16 protein-coding genes are annotated in these 17485 nt (G+C 72.1%); all 16 read right to left on the reverse strand.

Annotation, left to right across the window (positions count from 1 at the left end; translation table 11 throughout):
- Positions 1-27: 27 nt before the first annotated feature.
- The 16 genes from OG435_RS44660 to fabD all read right to left on the reverse strand — a co-directional run bounded on the left by OG435_RS44660 (position 28) and on the right by fabD (position 17452).
- The gene (locus OG435_RS44660; RefSeq protein ID WP_266886880.1) at positions 28-954 is read right to left on the reverse strand and encodes a TauD/TfdA family dioxygenase; all 927 of its coding nucleotides are present in this window, start codon (positions 952-954) and stop codon (positions 28-30) included.
- On the reverse strand, positions 951-2621 hold the full coding sequence (locus OG435_RS44665; protein WP_266886881.1) for an AMP-binding protein: 1671 nt from the start codon (positions 2619-2621) through the stop codon (positions 951-953). Before OG435_RS44665 ends, OG435_RS44660 begins: the two co-directional genes overlap by 4 nt.
- Positions 2611-3264, reverse strand: a complete 654-nt coding sequence (locus OG435_RS44670; RefSeq protein WP_266886883.1) for a thermostable hemolysin — start codon at positions 3262-3264, stop codon at positions 2611-2613. The genes OG435_RS44665 and OG435_RS44670 overlap by 11 nt, the downstream gene beginning before the upstream one ends.
- A gap of 48 nt (positions 3265-3312) precedes the next feature.
- Positions 3313-4497, reverse strand: a complete 1185-nt coding sequence (locus OG435_RS44675) for an FAD-dependent oxidoreductase (protein ID WP_266886885.1) — start codon at positions 4495-4497, stop codon at positions 3313-3315.
- A 34-nt stretch (positions 4498-4531) separates the two neighbouring features.
- Positions 4532-5524, reverse strand: a complete 993-nt coding sequence (locus tag OG435_RS44680) for an aldo/keto reductase (protein ID WP_266887151.1) — start codon at positions 5522-5524, stop codon at positions 4532-4534.
- Between the two features lie 146 nt (positions 5525-5670).
- A complete protein-coding gene (locus OG435_RS44685; protein WP_266875563.1) occupies positions 5671-6897 on the reverse strand; it encodes an IS110 family transposase in 1227 nt (408 codons plus the stop codon).
- Positions 6898-7139: 242 nt separating this feature from the next.
- Complete coding sequence (locus tag OG435_RS44690) at positions 7140-8009, reverse strand: ester cyclase (protein WP_266886887.1); 870 nt, start codon at positions 8007-8009, stop codon at positions 7140-7142.
- A gap of 9 nt (positions 8010-8018) precedes the next feature.
- A complete protein-coding gene (locus tag OG435_RS44695) occupies positions 8019-9128 on the reverse strand; it encodes a 3-oxoacyl-ACP synthase III family protein (RefSeq protein WP_266886890.1) in 1110 nt (369 codons plus the stop codon).
- Between the two features lie 2 nt (positions 9129-9130).
- Complete coding sequence (locus tag OG435_RS44700; protein ID WP_266886892.1) at positions 9131-11494, reverse strand: beta-ketoacyl-[acyl-carrier-protein] synthase family protein; 2364 nt, start codon at positions 11492-11494, stop codon at positions 9131-9133.
- A 34-nt stretch (positions 11495-11528) separates the two neighbouring features.
- Positions 11529-12818, reverse strand: coding sequence for a beta-ketoacyl-[acyl-carrier-protein] synthase family protein (locus OG435_RS44705; protein WP_266886894.1), 1290 nt, complete (start codon positions 12816-12818; stop codon positions 11529-11531).
- Positions 12815-13279, reverse strand: a complete 465-nt coding sequence (locus OG435_RS44710) for a 3-hydroxyacyl-ACP dehydratase FabZ family protein (protein ID WP_266886895.1) — start codon at positions 13277-13279, stop codon at positions 12815-12817. The genes OG435_RS44705 and OG435_RS44710 overlap by 4 nt, the downstream gene beginning before the upstream one ends.
- On the reverse strand, positions 13276-14553 hold the full coding sequence (locus tag OG435_RS44715) for a beta-ketoacyl-[acyl-carrier-protein] synthase family protein (RefSeq protein WP_266886897.1): 1278 nt from the start codon (positions 14551-14553) through the stop codon (positions 13276-13278). The genes OG435_RS44710 and OG435_RS44715 overlap by 4 nt, the downstream gene beginning before the upstream one ends.
- A complete protein-coding gene (locus tag OG435_RS44720) occupies positions 14550-15002 on the reverse strand; it encodes a 3-hydroxylacyl-ACP dehydratase (protein ID WP_266886899.1) in 453 nt (150 codons plus the stop codon). The genes OG435_RS44715 and OG435_RS44720 overlap by 4 nt, the downstream gene beginning before the upstream one ends.
- A 34-nt stretch (positions 15003-15036) precedes the next feature.
- Positions 15037-15804 carry an SDR family NAD(P)-dependent oxidoreductase gene (locus tag OG435_RS44725; protein WP_266886900.1) on the reverse strand — a complete coding sequence of 256 codons (768 nt, stop codon included), beginning with the start codon at positions 15802-15804 and terminating at the stop codon, positions 15037-15039.
- A 127-nt stretch (positions 15805-15931) separates the two neighbouring features.
- Positions 15932-16354, reverse strand: coding sequence for an acyl carrier protein (locus OG435_RS44730; protein ID WP_250745298.1), 423 nt, complete (start codon positions 16352-16354; stop codon positions 15932-15934).
- A 126-nt stretch (positions 16355-16480) separates the two neighbouring features.
- Positions 16481-17452, reverse strand: coding sequence for an ACP S-malonyltransferase (gene fabD / locus OG435_RS44735; RefSeq protein ID WP_266886903.1), 972 nt, complete (start codon positions 17450-17452; stop codon positions 16481-16483).
- Positions 17453-17485: the final 33 nt, after the last annotated feature.

A 17485-nucleotide genomic window follows, 5' to 3' on the forward strand; every position in this document is an offset into this window, starting at 1 on the left:
TGTTCTCCCATCGGTCCGGACGGACGGTCAGGCTGCGGGGGCCTCGATGTAGCTGAGGGCGTTGAAGATCGTGCGGTTCGGGTCGGTGATGGCCCGGCGGCCGTGCATGACCCGGGTGTTGTCGATGAGGGCGGCGTCGCCGTCCTGCCAGTCGAGGTTCTCCGTGAGCCGGGCGGTCACCGACTCGACCTCGGCCAGCAGTTCCGCGGACAGCTCGGTGCCGTCGGCGAAGGTGATCTTCGGCTTCTCGTAGTTGAAGGAGGGGCCCAGGATGCTGTTGGCGAAGGAGGGCCGCTCGGCGAAGACGGTGCGGTCTGCGGCGGGGGTCCGGAAGGAGTAGCGGACCCCGCCGTCCTCCTGGGCCACGATCTTGGTGCCGGGCGTCCGGTCGCCGAGCGCGATGAGCTCCTCGACGTCGATCTCCGCCGCCGGCGTGGTCCCGCCGAGCAGGTGGTGGGCCATGGCCCGCCACTGCGCCTCGGCGACGTACCGGCTGTAGACGATGTCCTGCGCGGCGAAGGCCTCGCGCGCGGCGGGGCTGAAGGCGTCCCAGACGCGGTAGCCGTCGCAGACGGTGGTCTGGGAGCCGGAGGACGCGGCCTTCTGGCAGAAGAACCAGGCCAGGTGGGAGCGGAAGGGGCTGTTGCCGTTCTCGGTGTGCAGACCGACCTCGTCGAAGCCGGCGTCCACCTTCTGCGCGACCTCGGAGTAGAAGTCGCGGGCCGGGTCGATGGTGGTGGAGGTGGACGTGGACTGCACCAGCGCGGTGAAGCCGGCCATGTCGGAGCCGGTGAACCCGCGGAGCAGCAGGAAGCCCGCCCGGGCCAGCAGGTCGCGCAGGACCTTCGGGCCTATGTCCGCGAGGCTTCCGCCCTCGACGGGCTCCACGAGCAGTCCGGTGCCGGTGCCGTAGGGGGTGGTTCTGACAGCGGTCGTGGTGACAGCGGAGGTCATGCGTGCTCCAGGTTCTTCTCGGTGTGGTCCGGTGCGGTGTCATCCGGTGCGGTGTCATCCGGTGCGGTGTGGTCTTGCAGTACGTGGGCCCGTACGACGTCGCGCCGCGGGCGGCCGGTGACGGTGAAGCAGGTGGCGTACCGGGGGTCGTCCTCGGGCATCAGGTGGATGACCGCGGCGCGTTCGATGCCGGAGAGCCGCTCGCGGCCGAACTCCTCGATCCGTCGCCGTGCGGTGGCGGGGTTCAGGCCCGCGTCGACGACGAAGAGGCCGTGGACCTGTTCGAGCCCGTCGGCGACGACCGCTGCCTCGCGGATGAAGCCGAGCTCCCGGTAGCGGGCCTCGACCCACTCCGGGGAGACGTTGCGTCCGCTCGCGGTGATCACCATGCTCTTCTTGCGGCCGGTGATCCGCAGGTAGCCGTCCTCGTCGATCTCGGCGAGGTCGCCGGTGTGCAGCCGCCCCTGTTCGTCCACGACGACGCTGGAGGGGTCCTCCCGGGTGTACCCGGCGAAGAGCGAGGTGCTGTGGATCAGCAGCTCGCCGTCCTCGGCCAGTTCGGCCTTCACGTGGTCCAGCGGGCGTCCCACGGTGCCGAAGCGGACCTCGCCGGGGAAGTTCCAGGAGACCACCGAGGAGTTCTCGCTGAGCCCGTAGCCCTCGTGGACGGTGAGTCCGTACGCGTCCAGGCGTTGCAGGACCTCCGCGGGCACGGGGGCTCCGCCGCAGGCGATGAAGACCGGGCCGTCGTGGCCGAAGATCCGCTGGTGCCGCTCCCGCACGCTCTCCCCCGGCTGCTCGTCGCACAGCGCGAGGAACAGGGCGGCGACCGTGGGCGGTACGACCAGGGCGGTGGGCCGGGCCTGGCGCAGCAGGGTGAGCATCCGGGGGCCGGCGTCGGCGGCGGTGCCGACCAGCGCGGTGCCGGGCGGCAGGAAGGAGACCGACCCGCCCGCCAGGAAGGGCATGTAGAGCCCGGCGACCTGCTCGATGAGCAGGCTCAGCGGCACGATCGAGAGGTAGCTCTCGAAGAGGGCCGGCTTCGCCCGCGCCCGCAGCGAGGTCAGCAGTTCGTCCAGGCCGTGCCGGCGGATCCGTACCCCCTTGGGGGCGGAGGTGGTGCCGGAGGTGTGGATGACCTTGACGACCGCGTCCTGCTCGGGGACTTCGGGGAGCGGTCCCCCGGCGGGCGGCCCGGCCAGCAGGGCCGGCAGGTCGACGGGGGTCACGGAGCAGCCGGCCGGCAGGACGGCCGCCCGGGTGTCCGCCGTCCAGCGCTCCAAGGCGCGGGCGCCGCTGTCGTCGACGAGGCAGAGGTCGGCGGTCTCCAGGAGGGAGGCCGCCTGCTCGGCGGTGAAGGCGGTGGGGACCGGGATCTCCACGGCTCCGCCGAACAGCAGGGCGAGGTCGGCGACGACCCACTCGGGTGAGTTCTCGGCGAGCAGTCCCACCCGGGCGGGGCGGCCGTGCTCCGCGGCCCACTGTTCGAGCCGGCCGGCCCAGACGAGGGCCGCGCCGATGATCTGGCGGTAGCTCCAGGCCGCTGCGGCCTGGGCGACGGCGCCGTCCGCGGCGGCAGGGGCGAGCACGCGCACCATCACGGCGTCGCTGTCGGCCTGTTCCAGCAGTCCCCCGGCGAGGGACACCCGGGGGGTGTCATGCGGCACGGGTCAGCACCTTCGCCTCCGGGCGGTTGCTGACGAACCGCATGTCGATCTTCTCGAAGCAGTAGCGGCCGATGGCGGCGAGCAGCAGCGTGCTCTGCTCGGCGGCTATGGCGTAGCCGACCATCGGCTGGGTCTCGTAGTACGAGCCCCAGGTGGCGGCCTCCTCGGTGGAGAGCCGGTCGGGCGAGGCGTCGGCGAGGGGGTGGAAGACCACGCCGAGGCGCTGCATCAGGGCGGCGAGCCGGTGGGTCATCGTCATCACCGCGTAGGGCCGGCCCAGGCAGGCCATGACCAGCGGGATGGACTTGATGATCTCGGCGCCCGCGGTCGCCCGGACCGAGGAGATGTTGCCGACCTGCATGACCTGGGAGCGCTTGACCGGCGCGTCGACGTCGGCGCTGATGACCTCCTCGACGGGGGCGTCGAGGTAGCTCTCCAGCAGGAAGTCGGCCCCCTCGGCGTAGGTGATGCCCGCGCAGGCGAGGGCTTCCTCGGTTCCGTCGTCGTTGTCCTCGAAGAAGGCGAGGAAGCTGTCCGGGTCCGGAGCGATGCTGGCCTTGTACTGCTTGGCGAACACCTTCTGGGCCAGGTCTGCGGCGACCAGCCAGTCGGGAGTGCCGCGCTCGGAAAGCGTGATTCTCATGTGCCGCCCCTTTTTGGAGGGTGGAGTGGGAAGAGAGGAACGGGGCCGTCAGCGCAGGCCGGCGACGGCGGTGCGCCGTGTCACGGGCTGGGCGGCGACGGCGAGTCCGGCGGCGTGCACGGCGCTGTTGATCGAGGTCTCGGCGAGGATGCCTGGGGCGGCGACGGCGTCGCCGATCAGGTAGACCCCGTCCCCGCGGTCGACGGCGGGGCGGTCGCGCCAGCTCAGGCCGGGCAGGTCGAGGGCTCCGGTGCGGCCGCGGGAGACTCCGTCGCGGCGCCACAGGATGCGCTCGCGCCAGCCCGGGGTCGTCAGGTCGAAGAGCTTCTCCAGCCGGGCCAGTGCCTCGTTCTTGGACTCGCCGGGCCGCAGCGGCATGGCTCCCTGGAAGAGGGCCTCGCCCTTCGGGGCGAGCGAGGGGTCGTGGTCGGAGTACTGGGAGGTGAAGCCGCCCTCGTCCATGTCGAAGGAGACGTTTCCGTCCTTCTTGGAGCGGGTCACGGCCATGTCCAGCAGCGCGGAGGTGCCGCTGGGCCAGTCCAGCGAGCTGTCGCCGAGCAGGCTGCGGGCCGAGGCCAGGGAGGTGGCGACGATCACCGGTCCGTCGGTGGGCAGTTCGGTGAGCCGCGACCCGGTCTCGATGACCACGCCGTGCCGCTTGGCCACCCGCTCCATGCGCTCGATGACGGTGCCCCAGCCTCCGATGAAGTACCGGCTGGGCAGCGGGAACCGGGGGGTGCCCACGCGCAGCAACCGCTCCCAGACGAAGGCCGCGGACAGCCGGCCCGGGTCCCCGTCGAAGAGGATGGGGCCGAGGAAGCCGAGGGCCTCGTTGACGGTCTGCTGCTCGAAGCGCTCGCTCGCCCAGTCCTGGAAGGAGCGGTCGACGGGGACCTCGATATCCCGGTGGAGCCAGCACATCTTCATGTAGCCGCTCGGCAGGGTCATCCGGAGCTTGCCCTGGTGGCGGAAGCGCATCCGGGTCCACTCGTGGAACGACAGCCGTACGTAGCGGCCGGCCAGGCCGCGCTGGGTCAGCCAGTGCCAGACCGGTCCGTTGTCCATGATGGTGTGCGGGCCGTCGTTGGTGACGTAGGGCGCCGAGGCCGACCGGGCGCGCCCGCCGAGGTGCGAGTGGGCCTCGTGGACGGTGACGCGGGCGCCCTGCTCCGCGGCGGAGATCGCCGCGGCCAGGCCGGCCAGGCCTCCGCCGATGATCGTGATGTTCGCCATGGTCATTCACTCACTCACGTTGGGATGGACGGTTTCAGCCGTCGAGGGTGGCCATGGCGCCGGCGGGGTAGCGGTCGCCCACCGTGCTGCCGTGGGGGGCGATCCGGTCGAGGGCGGCGAGGTCGTCGGCGCTGAGGGCGACGGCACTGGCGGCGGCGTTCTCCTCCAGGTACTTCACCCGCTTGGTGCCCGGGATGGCGACGACGTCGTCGCCCTGGGCCAGGACCCAGGCCAGTGCGAGCTGTCCGGTGGTGATCCCCTTGGTCGCTGCCAGGGCCTCGAGCTGCTCGACGACGTGCAGGTTGGCGTCGAGGTTGTCCTTCTGGAAGCGGGGAGCCACCCGGCGGAAGTCGTGCGCGGCCAGGTTGTCGAGGTTGCGGATGGCTCCGGTCAGCAGGCCCCGGCCGAGCGGGCTGTAGCCGACGAAGCCGATGCCGAGCTCGCGGACCGTCGCCAGGACGCCGTTGACCTCGACGTCGCGGGTGGACAGGGAGTACTCCGTCTGCACGGCGGTGAGCGGATGGACGGCGTGGGCGCGGCGGATGGTCGGGGCGGCCGCCTCGGAGATGCCGAGGTGGCGGACCTTGCCGGCGGCCACCAGCTCGGCCAGGGCTCCGAAGGTCTCCTCGACCGGTACGTCGGGGTCGACCCGGTGCAGGTAGTAGAGGTCGATCCGGTCGGTGCCGAGGCGACGCAGGCTGCCCTCGACGGCGGCGCGGACGTACTCCGGGCGGCCGTTCTGCTTGCCGGTGATCTGTCCGTCCGGGCTGACCTCGTTGCCGACCTTGGAGGCGACGACGACCTGGTCGCGCCGCCCCGCGATGGCCTTGGCGACGAACTCCTCGTTGGTGTGCGGACCGTAGAAGTCCGAGGTGTCGAGGAGGTTCACGCCGAGTTCGAAGGCCCGGTGGGCCGTACGCAGGGCCTCCTGGTCGTCGGCCGGGCCGTAGGCGAAGGTCATGCCCATGCATCCGAGACCCTGCTCGGAGACCACCAGGCCCTGGCTGCCGAGCTTTCGTTGCCGCATCATCATGCGCCTTCCGCGGTAGTTATCGACGCTAGGAATACTAGCAGAGCTAGACTAGAGAACTGCCGGAGCCGCCCTCGAGGCCTGGGCCGGGAGGGCGGCAACCCGTCGTATCGCTGTGGTCAGACATCCCATGCCGTTTCATGTCAAGAGGGATAGAGCTGGGCGTGGTGTGACCAGGCGGTTGCTTCGTCGTAGTGGGTGCGGGTTTTGAGGCATCCGTGGAGGATGCCGACGAGGCGGTTTCCGACCTGGCGGAGGGCAGGGTTGTAGCCGGCGTCGCGGGCGCGCTGCTTGTCGTAGTAGCGGCGGGCGCCGGGTGAGGTGTTCAGCGCGGAGAACGCCTGGAGTTGCAGGGCCGAGGCGAGGCGGTTGTTGCGGACGTAGCGGGCCTGGACGGTGTGGCTCTTGCCGGAGGCCCGGGTGATAGGGCTGGTCCCGGCGTAGTTCTTGCGGGCCTTCGCGTTGTCGTAGCGGGTGGGGTCGTCCCCGAACTCGGCGAGCACCCGGGCGCCGGTGATCTCCGCGATGCCGGGCATCGAGAGGTAGATCTCAGCGTCCGGGTGCTCAAGAAAATGTGCCTTCACCTGCCTTTCGAGCTCGGCTATCTGCTCGTTCAGACTGATCAGCAGGCGCGCGTGGGCTGTCGCGGCGGCCGCGTAGGCGGCGGTCACCGGTTCGGGCAGACCGAGGTGTTCTTCTCGCAGCGCGGTCTGGATCGTGGCGGCTTTCTGGGGCCGGTTGTGCCGGCGGTGGCGGGTCAGGACCGCGGTGATCTGGGGGCGCGTCAGCTTCGCCGCGGTGGCGGGCGTGGGCGCCTTGATCAGCAGCTCCAGTGCGTCCGTGCTGGTCAGCGCCAAGTCGGCGTAGGCGTCCAGGGCCGCGGGGAAGTACTCGCGCAGCGTATTGCGCAGCCGCTGGAAGGTGCGGGTGCGTTCCCAGATCAGTGTCTGGTGGGCACGGGCGACGACCTTCACGGCCTGGGCCTGCTCGCTGTCTCCAGCGACGGGCCGCAACTGGTCACGGTCGATACGGACCATGTCTGCCAGCGCGTGCGCATCGCCTTTATCGCTCTTGGCGCCGGAGGTTCCGTAGCGTTCCTTGAACCGGTTGACCTGCCTCGGGTTGATCGCGAACACCTGGTAGCCGGAGGCGATCAGGGCCTGCACCCACGGGCCGCGATCGGTCTCGATCCCCACCACCACCTCGGCGGAGTCCACATCCGCGCCACCGTACTTCGCGATGAGCGCGTGCAGTTTCGCGATGCCCTCCACCCCCTCGGGCAGGGTCGCGACGGCCAGCTTGCGGCCCGTCCCGTCCTGGACCTCGACATCGTGATGGTCTTCGGCCCAGTCGTCACCGATCAGCAGCAACAGTTCTCTCCCGCTCGTATCCGTTCGTTCAGTTGCACAGCAGCCTGCGGAAGGCACGGCACGCGGCCTAATGGATCCAGTGCTCACGCCCGTGGGCGGGCACGCCATCCCATCAGCGGTCATGGCCTCCCGGCCGACCAGCAGGGGCACGGTCTGACCACAGAACTCGAACGGCTCCGGCATCGGAAGTGCTCACCTGCTGGCGGCTACAACATCAAGTCTCTACGACCCGATACGTCCCATTAGGCGGCGGAGGCCAGTTCGCTCGTGACGGAGGACCAGGTGTGCTCCTGCTCCGCCGCGTTCCCCGCGGCGAACTGCGCCCAGGGGTCGGCGCCGACCGCCTCGGCCGCGGCCCCGCGCAGCCACACGTCGAAGGCGGCGCCGGACTGCGACAGCCGCTTCGCGGCCCCCGCCGGGTCACGCGCCTCCACCCGGTGCACCAGTACGTCCCGGTCGCCGAGCCGCTGGAGGGCGAAGGACTCCTGGAGGATCCCGGCCCTGCGCCGCGAGGCCTCGTACTCCCTCAGGCGCGGCCCGGAGAACTCCGCCTGTACGTCCTTCCAGCGCGCGGCGCCGCCCTCGGGCAGCGGCAGCAGCACGGTGGCCGGCTCGACGCTCCGGCGCGCCGCGGCGCGGGCGGCGGTGCGCGAGGAGGGCGCCAGGCGCCGCATGCCGAGCACGGAGAGCATGTTGGACTCGACGCCGATGCCCCAGCGCTCGGCGATCAGGCCGTCGTCCAGCAGCCGCCAGACCACCACGCCCTGGAACTCGATGTAGTGCCCGGTGGGCGGCATGCCGAGGAACTCGCCCCGGTGCGTGCCGCGCCAGGTGTTGTGGATGACGACGTGGTCGCCGTGGGCGCTCATGTCCTCGATGGTCACGTGCAGGTCGGGGAAGCCCTCGCGCAGGCCGGCGATGGTGTACTTGACGCCCTCCAGCCCCTCGGGCGCGCCCGGCAGCGGCTGGTGGTCGATCATGTCGGGGCTGTAGATCTCCTCCACGATGGAGAAGTCGCCCCGGTTCACGAAGGTGTCGAAGACCGCGCGGATGGTCTTCTTGTTGCGCTCCTCCACGCTCACCGCGCTGGGCACCGTCTCTTGTATCGACACGTTCCGTCCTTAACTGGTGGGGAAGGGTGCTTCCCAGGTGAGGGTGAGTCCCGCGTACAGGTAGCGGCTGGCCTCGATCGCGAGGAGCAGCACGGTGTCCCCGGGCCGGATGCGGCCCTCGGTCCAGCCGGCGTCCAGCGCGAGGGGGACCGCGGCGGAGCCGGTGGCTCCCACGTCGGTGAGGTTCTCCACGATGATCTTGCTGAGGGTCGTCTGGTCCTCGGCGGACAGTCCGGCCGTGCCGTACTCGCTGGCGAAGTACTCGGCGTTGCCCTCCGGCAGGACGCACGCGTCGATGTCCGAGAGGGCGAGCCCCGAGCGGCGCAGCATGTCGTGGATGCCCTCCACGAAGACCTTGGGGCCGAACTGCGCGGTGCCGGGGATGTCGAGCTTGATGTCCATCAGCCGCTTGCGCTGCTGCTGTTCGTGCAGCGGGGCGTCGGTGCCGCCGCCGACGATCAGCATGCCGGGCTTGCGGGCACCGCCCATGGACCGCGTGGCGAACACCTGGCGGCTGACCTCGTGGGCCGAGCCCTCCTCGCCGCCGCGCAGCACGACGGCCCCGGCGCCGTCGCCGAAGGTGTAGACGGTGAGCCGGTCGCGCATCCGCACCTTGTGCGGGTCGACGCCGAGGAAGACGGGTGCGAGCAGCGGCGAGACCGACTCCGCGCCGATCACCAGCGCGGTGCGGTAGGTGCCGTCGGCGAGCAGGCGCCGGGCGATGTCGAAGGCCTGTACGGCGCCCACGCAGCCGGCGCGGACCTCGATCACCGCGCAGTCGGCCAGGCCGAGCTGCTCCTGGACGTAGGTCGCCGCGACGGGCAGCAGGTAGTCCGGACTGGCGGTGGAGAGCACGATCAGGTCGACCTCGGCCGCCTCCACGCCGGCCCGGTCCAGGGCCTGTCTGGCCGCGGCGGTGGCCATGGCGGAGGTGGTCGTACGGTGTTCTCCGGTGAGCGGGTCCACCATCCAGTGGCGGCGTTTGACCTGGATGCCCTCCAGGACGTCGTCGGGCAGCGGCCCGCAGACCCGGGCCAGGGCGTCGTTGTCGAGGGGGTCGCCCGGCAGGTGGGCACCGGTGGCGAGGATCGATACGTGTCGGTCGGTGCTGGGTGACATGGTCAGTTCTCCGTAGCGGGACGCAGGACGAGGCTGATGTGGGTCCCCCCGAGCGAGGAGCTGTTGATCAGGACCGGCCCTCTGGCCAGGCCGTTGTCCCAGCCCGTGAGGGCGAGCACGGCCGCCAGCTGCGCGCCCGCGCCCGCCGGCTCGCCGAGCGTCCGCTTGGGGGTGTGGACCGGGACGGAGCCCGCCCCTTCGAGCCGGCCGGCGGCCAGCTCCTCGGGGCCGTCGGCGCGTTCCAGACCGGCCGCGTTGGCCCAGATCCCGGTCAGCTCGCCCGGCTGGACGCCCGCGTGGGCCAGGGCCCCGCGCATGGCCCGCTCGACGCCCTCGCCCTCGGCGTCCCAGCGGCCGATGCCCTGGGCGTCGCAGGTGGTGGTGTGCCCCGCGAACTCGGCCAGTACCCGGGCCCCGCGGGCCAGGGCGCTCGACTCGCGCTCCAGGACCAGGGCGATGCCCCCTTCGGAGAGGGTGTAGCCCTCGTCCCCGAAGAGGGGCAGGCCGCGGTAGGCCTCCAGTACGCCCGGGGAGAGGTCCTCCACCGCCGGGCACAGCACCGCGTCCGCGCGGCCCTGGACCAGCAGGTCGTAGGCGACGGTCAGGGCCGAGGCCCCGGCCGCGTGCCCGGTCGTCACCGTGGAGGTGGGGCCCTTGGCGCCGACGTTCATGGCGACCTGGCCCGCGGCGGCGTTGAAGACGGTGTTGGGGAACACCGCCGGGCTGCCGTAGGAGGGGCAGATGTCGAGGACGGGCTGCAGGAAGTCCTCGATGCTGCGCATCGGGCCCAGCCCGGTGCCCAGGACGACGCCGACCCGCTCGTCGGCGGTGAGGCCGGCGTGCTCCAGGGCGACGCGGCAGGAGGCCACGGCGAGCTGCCCGAGGCGGTCCACGCGGCGCCGCTCGGCGGGCGAGAAGTGCGCCGCCGGGTCGAAGTCGGCGCGCGCGACGCGCAGTCCGTCCTCCTGCGCGCCTAGCGGGCTGCCCTCGCGCCAGGCCCGCCACAGCGCCTCGGCGCCCGTACCGGCCGAGGTGATCGCGGCGAAGCCCGTGACCACCACCTTTTCCCCGGCGGGCGGGACCTCGGCGGTGAAGCGCCGGCCGTCGGGACGGCCGAAGGCCACGCACGCGTTGGCCCCGGCGAAGGCGAAGTTGTTCGACAGCGCGGCGTCCATGGCGTGCGCGCGCCCGGAGTCCGGCACGGCGTCCAGGCCGCACTTGGGGTCCACACCGGTGAAGTTGGCGGTCGGCGGGGCGATCTGCTCGACCAGCGCCTGGACGGTGACGATGGCCTCGACCGCGCCGGCGGCGCCCAGCAGGTGGCCGATCATCGACTTGGAGCTGCTGAGCGGGGTCTTCTCGGCGGCCTCGCCCAGAGCGGCGCGGACCGCGTTGCTCTCGGCGGAGTCGTTCTTGGGCGTGCCGGTGCCGTGGCCGTTGATGTAGCCGACGTCCTCGGCGGTGAGGCCGGAGGAGCGCAGCGCGCCGCGGATCGCGCGGGCCGCGCCCTCGCCCTTGGGGTGCGGGGCGGTGGCGTGGTAGCCGTCGGCGGAGAGCCCGTAGCCCAGGACCTCGGCGAGGACGGTGGCGCCCGCGGCGCGGGCCACGGACTCCTCGGCCAGGACGAGCATGCCCGCGCCCTCGCCCAGGGAGAGGCCGTCGCGGTCCTTGGAGTAGGGGGCGGCCGGCTTGCTGGACAGCGACTGGAGGCTGGTGAACCCGGCCCACGCCGTCTCGGTGAAGGCGTCGCTGCCCCCGACGAGCATGGCGTCGGAGTGTCCCGAGCGGATCGACTCGACGGCGTGGGCGATGGCGTGGGCGCCCGAGGCGCACGCCGTGTTCACCGACAGCGACGGCCCCTTGAGCCCGAAGGCGCTGCTGAGCGCCTCGGCGATGGCCTGCGGCGGTACGAGCAGGTAGTGCCGGCCGTCGTCCTCGGGCGCCGCTCCGGCCCGGGCGCGGCGGGCGAGCTTCTCCGCGCTGCGCAGGCCGCCGTTGCAGGAGCCGAAGGAGACGCCCCAGCGGGCGGCGGGCACGCCGCCGAGGTCCGCCTGGTCCAGCGCCTCACGCGCCGCCGCCAGCGCGAAGTCGACGGCCGGCTCGCGCTCCCGCCCGCCGAAGGCGGCCAGGTAGTCGTAGCCGGGGGCGAGCTCGCTCTGGACCTCGCCGCCGATGTCGGTTCCGTAGCCGTCCATCGGCATGCCGCGCACCGGTCCGATGGCCGAGTATCCGGCCCGTACGCCCTCCCACAGCGCCGTGGCGGTGGCTCCCTGGGCGGTCACGGCGCCGACCCCGCAGACCACCACGGTCCGGGTCCGGCCCGTGCCGTCCGGCGCGGTGTCGTGCTCGTACACGTCGTCGGTCATGTCCGCTCTCCGTCCGGGTGGGTCCGTATGTCCGTCATGAGGCCCGCCCCATGGCGATGGCCACCGCCTGGCCTTCCAGGCCGCGGGCGAGGGCCAGTGCGCTGTCGGGCCGCGTTTCGCGCGGGGTGAGCGGTACGTAGTCGAGGTCGCACTCGTCGGCGGGGTGGTGCAGGTTCTGGGTGGCGGGGACGACGCCGGAGTTCAGGGCGAGCGCGCTGACGGCCGCGTTCAGCGCCCCGGCTCCGCCGACCAGGTGGCCGGTCTGCGGTTTGATGCTGCTGATCTGCGCCGCCTTGGCGGCCGTACCGAGCGCGTCGTGCAGGGCGAGGGTCTCGCTGGCGTCGCCCTGGACGGTGGCGCAGCCGTGCGCGGCGATGTAGCCACCGTCGTGGAAGACGCCGCCCGCGTCGTCGAGCGCGCGGACGATCGCCCGGGACAGGCCGCGGGCCCTGGCCTGCGGGCTGGGCGGGCGGACGCAGTCGTTGCCCGCGCCGTAGCCGGTGACCTCGGCGTAGCAGTGGGCGCCGCGCGCCAGGGCGTGTTCGCGCTCCTCCAGGACGAGGAGGGCGGCGCCCTCGCCGAACACGGAGCCGCTGCGGTCCCGGTCGAAGGGCCGGAAGGCCTCCTGGCCGAGGTCGGTACGGGTGGACAGGACCCCGAGGCCGTCCATCTTGGACATGGCCCACCAGCCGGTGGCGTCGTCGTACCCGCCCGCGAGCACGATGTCGGCCTCGCCCCGGCGTACGGTGCGCATCCCGCGGCCGATCGCCATGGCGCCGGCGTCGGCGGTGCCCGCGAAGTAGGCGTTGGCGCCGCGGATTCCGTACTTCTCGGAGATGTGGAAGCCGGCCGCGGGCTGCAGCCCCTCGACGAAGAACAGCGGGGCGATCACCGAGGAGGCGGTCTGGCCCAGCTTGTACAGGTCGGGGGTGCCGTCCTCGGCGCGGACCGCCTGGAGCTGGGCGATCAGCTCGTCCATGCGGGGCATTTCCTTGTTGCTGCCGAGGAACAGCCCGGTGCGCTGGCCGAGGTCGCCCTCGCCGTCCAGGCCGGCGTCGCGCAGGGCCAGGGTGGCGCCCGCCAGGGCGAGCTGGTCCCCTCGGCACAGCATGCGCAGGGTGCGCCGGTTGGCCCACTGCTTGGGGTCGAAGTCGGGGATCTCCGCACCGATGCCGGTGCGCAGGGGGGACGGGTCGTAGGCGCGCAGCGGGCCGATGCCGCTGCGGCCCTCGAGGAGGTTCTCCCAGGTGGGTGCGGCGCCCTGACCGATCGCGGTCATCAGACCGATGCCGGTCACCATCACGCGCCGCCTGTCGTCGCTCATGCTGTGCCCTCCCTGGGCTTCTCTGCGCTCACCAGGGTGAGGAGGCGAGCGGCGGCGACCACACGGCCCTCGACCCGGGCGGTGGTCCGTACATCGGTCGTCTGCTGCGTGCGGCCCGTCACCTCGACGGTGATCTCGACCTGGTCGCCGGGGGCCACGAAGTGCTTCCAGCGGACGCCCCGTACGGAGGCGAGCCGCCATCCGGCCGGGTCGGCGCCCGCCACGGCCTTGGCCAGGTCGGCCATGCTCTCCAGGAGCAGTACGCCCGGCAGGATGGGGTGACGGGGGAAGTGGTGGTCGAAGACGGGCAGGGTGGCGGGGATGTTGCGGACGGCGACCGCCCGTTCGCCCGGGACGAGCTCGACGAGGCGGTCGAAGCCGTGGGGGACCTCGGTCCTCGTGCTCACCCGCGTCGCGGTGCTCAGCTCCGTCGCGGTGCTCACCTCGGTCGCGGTGCTCACGCCTCCTCCTGGGGGGCGCTTATGACGATGCTGGTGTTGCTGCCGCCGAACGCGAAGGCGTTGATGAGGACTCCGGCCACCGGCATGGGGCGCGCGGTGTGTGGTACGTAGTCCAGGTCGAGGCCGCGGTCGGGCCGGTCGAGGTTGAGGGTGGGCGGTACCAGGGAGTGCTGCATCGCGTTGACGGCCGCGAGCACGCCGAGTCCGAGGCTGGCCGAGGTCAGGTGTCCGGCCATGGACTTGGGCGCGCTGACCACGATCCGCTGGGCCTCGGAGCCGAACACCTTCTTGATGGCGGTCGTCTCCGACTGGTCGTTGCCGTGCGTGCTGGTGCCGTGCGCGACGACGTAGTCGATGCCAGCGGTGCCGAGGCCGGATTCGGCGATGGCGCCCTCCATGGCCTGGATCGCTCCGGAGCCGTCCGGCGGGGAGTCCGTGATGCGGTAGGCGTTGAGGGTGGAGCTGTAGCCGAGCACCTCGGCGAGGATGGTGGCGCCGCGTTCGCGGGCCGCGTCCATGTCCTCCAGGATGACGGCGACGGCGCCCTCGCCGACCACGAAGCCGCTGCGGTCCGCGTCGAAGGGGCGCGAAGCGTGCTCGGGGTCCTCGTTGTACTGGTCCGTCAGGGCCCCGAGGAGGCTGAAGCCGAGCAGGTCGAGCCAGGTCGTCAGCGAGTCGTAGCCGCCGGCGATCATCAGCTTCGCGTCGCCCTCCTGGATGGCGCGGTACGCCTCCCCGATGGCGTGCCCGGATCCGGCGCAGGCGGTGCTGATGCCCAGCATCGGACCGGTGCCGCCGACCATCCGGGCCATCGCGGCCAGGGGCACGTTCTGGTCGTCGGTCAGGGTGAGGGCGGGGGGCTGGCAGATGAAGGCGTCCGCCCGGCCGGTGGTGGCCCGCAGGTGCCCGATGTCGAGCAGCGCCTGGAGCTCGGGGCGGCCGACGCTGGCCCCCATGGCGACGCCGCGCTCGTCGGCGGAGTACACCTCCTCGGAGAGCTCGTCGACCCCGGCGGAGCGCACCGCCTCCCAGGCGGCCGCGACCCCGAACTGGCCGACGCGCGAGAGGTGCTTGCGCCCGACCTTGGCCGGGATGGCGGCCGCCGCGTCGAAGTCCTTGACCTGTGCGGCGATGCGCACCGGGAATCCGGAGGCGTCGAAGGTGGTCAGCGGACCGACTCCGCTGCGTCCGGTGGCCAGGCCTTCCCAGGTGCTGTCCGCATCGTTCCCGAGAGGGGTGACCGCCCCGACTCCGGTGATGGCTACGCGCTTCATCCGACCGGTCCTCCGCCCTGCAGCTGTCGCGCCATGCGCGCCGTGTTCGCCGGGTCGTCGAGACGCTCGGCGTCGATGAGCGCGCACATGATGCCGCTCGCTTCCAGGACGGTCTCGCCGTCCACCGTGACGGTGCCGTCCAGGATCGCGGCGTCGTCGTTCATCGATTCGATCCTGGCCTCCATGCGGAGCACCTCACCGGGCACCACCGGACGGTGGGCGGTGGCTTCGCCGACCGCGAGCAGCGCCGCGCGCAGCGTGTGGTCGGTGCTGAGCATGATCAGCCAGGTGGCCGACTGGCACAGCGCCTCCAGCGCGAGTCCGAAGGGCAGTGCCGGGCCGTTCGCCGTGTCCTGCCAGTAGTCCTCGTCGACGGTGGTGACCTTGCGTGCGGTGATCCGCTCGCGGGGGGTCCAGGTCTCGATCCGGTCGATCAGATGGAATCGCATGGTCGTCTCTTCTTCTTCCGTTCCCTCCGGTCCGTTACGGGCGGCCGATGCCGAGCTGGGCGGAGAATCCGCCGTCGACGGTGAGCAGTTCGCCGGTGGTGTAGCCGGAGTCCGGGCCGGCCAGGAACACGGCGGCGGCGGCGACCTGCTCGACGGTGGCGAAGCGGCGCAGGGGGATCTGGCGCTTGATGCTCTTGCCGCCGTCGCGCTGGAGCACCTCGCCCACCAGTTCGGTCGGGGTGAAGCCGGCGAGGACCGCGTTGACCCGTACGCCGAACCGCGCGAGCTCGATCGCGGCGGAACGGGTGAAGGAGTTCAGGGCGCCCTTGGAGGCGGAGTAGTTGGACTGTCCGATCCAGCCGCGCTCGCCCATGGCGGAGGAGATGTTGACGACGGTGGCGTCGCCCTGGGCCATGAAGTGCTCCATGACGGCGTGCGTGCAGTGGTACGCCCCGCCGAAGTTGACCTTCATGACGTTCAGCCAGGCGTCGGGCGCGCCTTGGTAGATCAGGCCGTCGTCGCTGGTGCCCGCGTTGTTGACCAGCACGTTCAGGGAGCCCAGCTGTCGGATCGCCTCGGCGACCAGTTCCGCGGCCTCGGCGGGGTCGGAGACGTCGGCGCCGATCGCCACGGCCCGGCCGCCCGCCGCCTCGATCTCCTTGACGACCGCCAGGGCGTCCTCCCGGCGTGAGCGGTAGTTGACTGCGACAGCCGCCCCCTGTTCGGCCAGGGCCAGGGCGATGGCCCGGCCGATGCCCCGCGAGGCGCCGGTGACCAGGGCGGTGCGGTCCTTCAGCTTCATCTGTCTCTTCCCGTTTCTGCTACGAGGTGGGCGTCCTGGCTGCTGCGGCCGACGGCCCAGGGGCCCCGGCGCCACCCCGCATCCGCCCGGCCCGTCGGTGGGCGCCGGGCGGACGCGGGAGGGCATGTCAGGCTGCGGCGGCCGCGTGGGCGCGCTCGGTCAGCAGATCGGTGAGGTTCTGCACGGTGAACAGGCCGAGGACGCCTTCGGCGGTCAGCGGCTCGGCGAGCTGGTTGCGGTCGAACTGCGGCAGGACCTTCTCCAGGTGGGTTAGGCCGGTGTCGTTGACGACCTCGTTCTCGTCGCCGAACTCCTCGTCCGGGATGCCGCCCTGGAGCAGGTTGGCGATGTCGGCCACGGTGATCTTCACCTTGGTGGCGCGCTCCAGCCGGAAGAGGATGTCGAGCAGGTCGATGGACTCGGCACCCAGCGCCCCGAGGAGGGTCGCGTCGGGAACGGCCTCGGCCTCGTCGATGCCGAGGGCGTCGGCTATGGCGGCCTGGACCGCGGGGAGGTAGTCGGTCGACAGGGTGGTCAGGGTTTCGGGCACCGTTTGCTGCCTTTCAAGTGGATTCTCGCGAAGGGAGAAAAGGAGGGTGAGGAGGAGGGCCGGAGGAGACAGGTGGCCGGAGGGACGGAGGGTCCGAGGGTCCGAGGGACGGGCCGGCGTACGCGGCTAGGCGGCGACCGCGCCCACGACGGGCTCCGTGCTCAGGTCGCGCAGCAGGGTGCTGATGCGGCGCTCGTCGTTGGTGCTGCGCACCAGGGCGCCGGGTACGCAGCGGTTGGCGAAGCCGCTGAGGACGCGGCCGGGGCCGACCTCCAGGTAGCCGCCCACGCCGTGCACCGAGGCGGCCGCCAGCACGTCGACCCAGCGCACGGGGCCGGCGAGCTGGCGCCGGAGCAGGTCGCGGGCGTGCGCCCCGTCCCGCACCGCGGCGCCGGTCACCGAGCTGATGACGAGCAGCCGGGGCGCGGAGAACGTGGTGCGCTCCAGTTCGGCGGTGAACTCGTCCTCGACCGCGCTCATCAGCGAACAGTGGAAGGGTGCCGAGACCTTCAGCGGCACGGCCCGTTCGGCGCCCGCCTCCAGGGCGAGCCGGCCGACCTCGGCGACCGCCTCGCTCTGGCCGGAGATCACCGTCTGGCCGGCCTCGTTGTAGTTGGCGACCTCCACCACGCCGAGCGGTGCGGCAGCCGCGCAGAGCTCCTCGATCCGCTCGGGAGCCAGCCCCATGACCGCGGTCATGGCCCCGGACACCCGGCGCGAGACCCCGGCCATCAGCTCGCCGCGGCGGCGTACGAGGCGCAGCGCGTCGCCCGCTTCGAGGACGCCGGCGGCGATCAGGGCCGTGTACTCGCCCAGGCTGTGCCCGGCGACGGCGCCGGGCCGGAAGCCCGTCCGCTCGCGCAGGATCTCGTACACCGCGAGGCTCGTGGCGACGATGGCGGGCTGGGCGATCTCGGTCGGTGCGAGGTCCGCCTCGGGGGCCGTGGTGCACAGTTCCGTCAGGGGGAGTCCCGTGGCCTCCTCCGCCCGGGCCAGTACGCGTCCGGCCGTGCGGGGGTGTTCGCGGAGGAGGTGTCCGGCCATGCCCGCGCGCTGCGAGCCCTGACCGGGAAACATCGTGAAGAGATTGTCGATCATCCCCGTTCCTACCTCACTGAGTTGTGGGTGACA

This window comes from Streptomyces sp. NBC_01264, assembly GCF_026340675.1.
In the GTDB taxonomy this organism is placed as follows: domain Bacteria; phylum Actinomycetota; class Actinomycetes; order Streptomycetales; family Streptomycetaceae; genus Streptomyces.